At 44.2% G+C, this 5,555-nt stretch carries 5 protein-coding genes; 2 read left to right on the plus strand and 3 right to left on the minus strand.

Annotation, left to right across the window (positions count from 1 at the left end; genetic code table 11):
- Window positions 1–270 precede the first annotated feature (270 nt).
- Window positions 271–552, plus strand: a complete 282-nt coding sequence (locus F6K37_RS28835) for a helix-turn-helix domain-containing protein (RefSeq protein WP_008181583.1) — start codon at window positions 271–273, stop codon at window positions 550–552.
- A gap of 841 nt (window positions 553–1,393) precedes the next feature.
- On the opposite strand, the gene hisB is transcribed toward F6K37_RS28835, so the two are convergent.
- Complete coding sequence (gene hisB, locus F6K37_RS28840) at window positions 1,394–2,056, minus strand: imidazoleglycerol-phosphate dehydratase HisB (RefSeq protein WP_287253877.1); 663 nt, start codon at window positions 2,054–2,056, stop codon at window positions 1,394–1,396.
- A 298-nt stretch (window positions 2,057–2,354) separates the two neighbouring features.
- Window positions 2,355–3,131, minus strand: coding sequence for an enoyl-ACP reductase FabI (fabI, locus tag F6K37_RS28845; protein WP_008181587.1), 777 nt, complete (start codon window positions 3,129–3,131; stop codon window positions 2,355–2,357).
- Window positions 3,132–3,760: 629 nt separating this feature from the next.
- On the opposite strand from fabI, the gene ntcA reads away from it, so the two are divergent.
- Window positions 3,761–4,438 (plus strand): global nitrogen regulator NtcA, encoded by a 678-nt coding sequence (ntcA, locus tag F6K37_RS28850; RefSeq protein WP_008181591.1) that lies wholly within the window; start codon window positions 3,761–3,763, stop codon window positions 4,436–4,438.
- A gap of 3 nt (window positions 4,439–4,441) precedes the next feature.
- Here ntcA and F6K37_RS28855 read toward each other — a convergent pair whose 3' ends face one another.
- On the minus strand, window positions 4,442–5,500 hold the full coding sequence (locus F6K37_RS28855; RefSeq protein ID WP_229414399.1) for a GGDEF domain-containing protein: 1,059 nt from the start codon (window positions 5,498–5,500) through the stop codon (window positions 4,442–4,444).
- Between the last annotated feature and the right edge of the window lie 55 nt (window positions 5,501–5,555).

Consider the following 5,555-nt stretch of genomic DNA (forward strand, 5'->3'; position numbering starts at 1 on the left):
CTCTAAGTATTTTAGTTGAGTGATGGCTTTTTGGGATTAAAGCAACCGATCCATCAGCCAAGCAGGAACCATATTTGACTGGATGTGGATGACGTATAACGGATTGAGCTGTTATTTGTAGATTTAAGGATGGCTGGGGTAAATAACTTGGAACCGTTATGATTAGGTTTCAAAAAGCAAAAGCAGCTTTTGGCTACCTGCCATTATGTGTTTTTGTTTGTTTATACCGTTGATGATATGGCGTTGGACAATATTATATAGTAAACTATAATGCTACGTGAACATCATGACATAACACTACTAAAGTTGCGCCAGCAAGTTGGCTTAACTCAGCGAGAACTTGCTGAGGCTCTTGGAGTAACCCAAAAAACCATTTCCATTTGGGAAAGGGGTAAAATGCAGCCTAAGCTCTCCTTTTGGCAGACTAAGTTAATGATGGAAAAGCTCAACTGCACCCTTGATCAGCTAATCATTGCCACTGAGCTGAAACACCAGAATCATAATGAAATTAAATCAACCAAAATTAGACCACATAATCCCAGATTTTTCTAAAACTCAAGGGTGCAATCTTGGACTTTGGCTAGGTCTGAATGATGCACCTTGGGGGGCTGGCTGCCTAGAATTGGTTGGTTAGCGTCAGCACTAGGGCACTAGTCGTTTGAATCTATGAGGATTAGCACAATCCTGGTGCCCTTTGGTAAATCCTCGTTTGGAATATAGCTGAGTCAAAACCATCATTCAATCTCCTTGGGGACTCCCGTTATACCCGTGTTAAGCAGCGTCTGGCACTGCCAGTAAGGGTTAGCGGGTTAGAAGTTACCGTAAGATCGGGTCGCCTTTATGGGTGATGCTCGCCCATAGCCGCTCCGCGAAAGGTCTTGCATAAAATAAAAGGGTTAAGTCTTTTGTAATCAGGCGACCCGATCTAAGGCGCGCGTCTCCGGGGAATTGGAGACGGAAACTCTTGCGATTATTGATAATTTTTACTAGTAGATAGAGATAATTAATCAACTATAAAGTGCCGATTTGCGCGCCAGCTGAAAAGCCTCACGGTGCCCTTGACCCGTAATTAAATTCGCCACGGGTCAAGGGCACCGCTGCTAGAAGCGTAAGCCAAAAGACAAGTAAAATCAATGATTTGATCTCAGAGTGTAGAGGCTATTTGGCGCGCGCCAGTAAGGATTTATGTTCTTAGGAATCTCTCGCTATAATATTTGATTTAGCGACGAGAGTAGTCAATTCGTTACCAAAACTGTTACGAGGACTATGCCCACAGTTAGCGTACTCTACGATCAAATGTAGTTAATGCTCCTTAGACCAGTCTAAAAGCTGTGGAACTCTTAGTCCCATGGCTTTTTGTTTGTTATCAACTTTTAGGATTTCCGGATAGCTTTTACAAAACCCCCTTAGAGCTTGGAATCATCCCTGCACGACGAGGATCAATTTCCACAGCCATGCGCATTGCTCTGGCAAATGCCTTGAATGTCGCTTCAATAATATGATGTGAATTGATGCCATCTAGTTGGCGGATATGTAGGGTGATCTGACTATGGTTAACCAGTGCAACAAAAAACTCTCGCACCAGTTGGGTATCATAGGTTCCGACACGCTGGGTAGGAATTTCCAAGCCATAGCTTAAGTGAGGACGTCCAGAAAAATCTAGAGATACCAGAATCAATGCCTCATCTAGGGGAGCCAGGAAATTACCGAAGCGGAAAATTCCTTTGCGATCGCTTAATGCTTTTGCCAAGGCTTGCCCTAGGGTAATCCCAACATCTTCGTTAGTGTGGTGATCATCAATTTCTAGGTCTCCCTTTGCCTGCACCTCCAAGTCAATCAGTCCATGGGAAGAGATTTGATGCAGCATATGGTCTAAAAATGGGATGCCTGTATTAGCGGTGCAGATACCTGTACCATCTAAATTCAGTGACACTTGTACATCAGTTTCCCCAGTAGTACGCCTGACTGAAGCTGTTCGCGCCTTTAACGTAGACTCTTGAGTGTTGAGAATTATCGGTCCGCTCTCGATCTGCGTCCGGTTATTGCTTACTTGCATTACATCTTTGCTCCTGTCTAACTTAACTTCATCCGCTCAATTGCCTCACAACGAACATGGGCAGCATGAGTGTGAGATCAATTGCGGACAGGGTTTATATCGTTTATACTAGATATAGTAGGGAAGACAAATTAAGAGCTAACCGCCACCTACGTGCTTAAAAATAGAACTTATTGTATTGTTCCGGAGGGTCGGGGCATCCCGTGTCGTTAATAAAGTAACCCGTGTATCCTAAGCAATAGCTGGAGTTGGTAAGAAGCCCACACTGAACCGATAGGTCAGTGTGGGAGTATGTCACCTACATGCCCATTATTTCGTAACCAGCGTCTACATATAAAACCTGACCAGTGATGCCACTGGCTAAATCACTACACAAGAAAGCAGCTGCTTTACCCACTTCTTCCTGAGTAACCGTGCGGCGCAGTGGTGCTACTTTCTCTACATGATGAATCATATCCATTATCCCCCCAACTGCTGAAGAGGCTAAGGTCCGGATTGGCCCTGCGGAGATAGCATTGACCCGAATCGTTTGAGGTCCGAGTTCTGCTGCCAGGTAACGAACACTCATTTCCAGTGCTGCTTTAGCAACACCCATCACATTATAATTGGGAATTACTTTAACACCCCCCAGATAGCTGAGGGTGACAATGCTACCGCCATCAGTCATCAAGTGCTTCCAAGCCGCTGTTAGTCGATTGAGGGAGTAAGTGCTAATGTCTAAGGCTAGGGAAAACCCCTCACGGGATGTCTGACTAAACTCTCCCGATAGATCTTCTTTATTGGCAAAGGCTAAACAGTGAATCAGGATGTCCAGTCTGCCCCATTGTTTTGCGATCGCATCTGCAATCGCTTCAATTTGGGCATCGTTTCGGACATCACAGGGCATGATAATGCTAGGTTCGAGGGGCTCTACCAGGTCTCGAACTTTTTTCTCATAGCGACCTTTTTCGTCAGGCAAAAAGTTCACACCTAAATTTGCCCCCGCGTTGTGCAACTGTTGGGCGATCCCCCAAGCAATGGAGCGGTTGTTGGCGATGCCAGTGACAAAAGCATTTTTTCCGTTGAGATCGAGCATGGTTTTTAGGTTGAGTCGCGCTATGAGTCAGGGTTGAAGGTTACTTAGCCGTGTATGACAGCCCAGCTATTATATCCCTGAATGCAGCAACATTGAGTTTTTCAGCTCCATGTCTTGATGCAACGCTGACCTGTGGGGTTTCCCCACAGGTCAGCGTTGCATTGCTTTTGACCTTCAGGCTTACCTCCTGAGATTTTTGGTTTTTGGTAGCAATTTTTACAAAAAATTAGCTCAGATTGATATTAAGTAGTGGGAAATAAATTTGTCTATGCCACGATGATTGCTACGAATTGCCGCTTCTACCTGACGGGGTTAAGGGAAAATCAAGTCAAGAGCTTGCTAAGATATAGACTAGCAGTTAATACTGTTGGCCTGTTGGCAAATTAGCTCAAAACTTGCCCGGTGCCCTTGACCTAGGCAAATTAAATTGGCCACCGGTCCCACCGCCGAAATTGATGGGCAAGGGGAATTGGAAACGGTTGTAGCAGTTCACAACAAACTCAAGAAAACTGTTTAAAATCCGCTAAAATAGCCTAAATATACCAGATTAATGAGGTAATCCGTGGCTTAAAATCCCCGGAAGTCTCTTAAATGTAAATAGATAGGGGCATTTGTACAAAGAAATAGATATGGATAGGGTTGTGACGCAGGATACACCACTAGCGGCTGTGTTTCGTCAGATTGGTAGAGGAGCGTTTCCACCAGTCGTAGAAACCTATGAGCGAGGTAAGACGATTTTCTTCCCAGGAGATCCAGCTGAACGGGTTTACTTTTTGCTAAAAGGTGCTGTAAAACTTTCTAGAGTATACGAAGTAGGGGAAGAAATTACTGTAGCACTGCTGCGAGAAAATACGGTTTTCGGTGTTCTGTCTCTGATTACTGGTCACCAATCTGATCGGTTCTACCATGCAGTTGCCTTTACAACTGTAGAGTTACTCTCTTCCCCGATTGACCAGGTCGAAAAAGCACTGAAGGAAAACCCGGAATTATCAATGTTGATGTTACGGGGGCTATCGTCTCGGATATTACAGACGGAAATGATGATCGAAACCCTAGCTCATCGGGATATGGAGTCTCGATTGGTTAGTTTTCTATTAATTCTCTGCCGTGACTTTGGCATACCCTGTGGGGATGGGATTACCATTGAACTGAAGTTGTCCCATCAAGCGATCGCAGAAGCTATCGGTTCGACTCGGGTTACTGTCACCCGTCTACTGGGAGACCTACGGGAAAAAGACATGATTTCGATTCACAAGAAAAAAATTACTGTCCACAAGCCAGTGGTTTTGAGTCAGCAATTTACGTGAAAATTAGCGATTGCAACAACAATACACCTGATTGCGACCATTAGATTTAGCGATCCGTAGGTTCTGGTCAGCAGATCGCAGTAGGCTTTCCCCTCTATGGTCGTCCGTATTGTTAAGGGCAGCAACACCCAAGCTAATGGTAATTGGGAGCACCAATCTTCTATCAATCTGAAACGGTTGATCGCTAATAATATGTCGCACTCGGTTAGCCACTGCTCGGGCTTCTTCACAGTCAGTGTGACTAAGAATGATCACAAACTCTTCTCCACCATAACGAAAGAGGGAATCTTGAATACGTAGGTTATGTTTGAGACGACTTGCCAGTAGCTTGAGAGCGCGATCGCCTACCGGATGTCCGTAGTTGTCGTTGATGGACTTGAAATAGTCTACATCTAGGATAATCAGACTCAGGGGCCTTGATTGACTAAACGCATTTTTGACTTGTCGGGGTAACTCCGATTCCATTGCCCGACGATTGCTCAATTCTGTCAAGGGATCAACCAATGCTATCCTTGATAGGAAATCATTAGTGTGCATTGCTTCCCGGTATAGTCGCACTCCTCGTAACCCTGCCTGAATTTGTGCCTTAAGCAACCGATTTTCTGCTACAGCTATGGCTGAGTCTTGATTACTGATTGAACTGATCCGTAAGTAGGCATCTGCACCGTTTTCTAGGGCTTGAGCACATTCTCTTAACTCCCAGTTTGGGTCTAGTCCCATTGCTGTAATCGCTATTTCGGGCAAGTCATTGATCAAAATGCAGTATATCCAACCGAGCAGCTTTTGTTCTTTAATTTGACGACATAGTTGTAAACTAGCCACCTGGGTTGCCTGCAAAATTAAAATAGCGGGTTGTCTAGTCTTGATGTGTTGTATGACATCATCAAGTTCCAAAGATACCTCGAAAGTGCTAGACCTTATATAGCAAGTCCGCTTCACAAATGTAGTGATAAACTGTTTATTTCCTACCACTAATATAGAAGCATTTATAGAAGCATCGTTTTTATTTATAGTTAGCTCTACAGAGCTAATACATTCACCCGGAATTAATAATCTTAACACTGCTACTTCTTCAAGAAAGTATTAGCTAATACGTTTTGCTCTAAATTCACCAGTA

Origin of the sequence: Moorena sp. SIO4E2, assembly GCF_010671945.1 — a bacterium.
Lineage (GTDB): Bacteria > Cyanobacteriota > Cyanobacteriia > Cyanobacteriales > Coleofasciculaceae > Moorena > Moorena producens.

Coding starts and splice junctions, on each gene's coding strand:
- F6K37_RS28835 (WP_008181583.1), top strand. CDS start 271: ATGCTACGTGAACATCATGACATAACACTACTAAAGTTGCGCCAGCAA.
- hisB (WP_287253877.1), bottom strand. CDS start 2,056: ATGCAAGTAAGCAATAACCGGACGCAGATCGAGAGCGGACCGATAATT.
- fabI (WP_008181587.1), bottom strand. CDS start 3,131: ATGCTCGATCTCAACGGAAAAAATGCTTTTGTCACTGGCATCGCCAAC.
- ntcA (WP_008181591.1), top strand. CDS start 3,761: ATGGATAGGGTTGTGACGCAGGATACACCACTAGCGGCTGTGTTTCGT.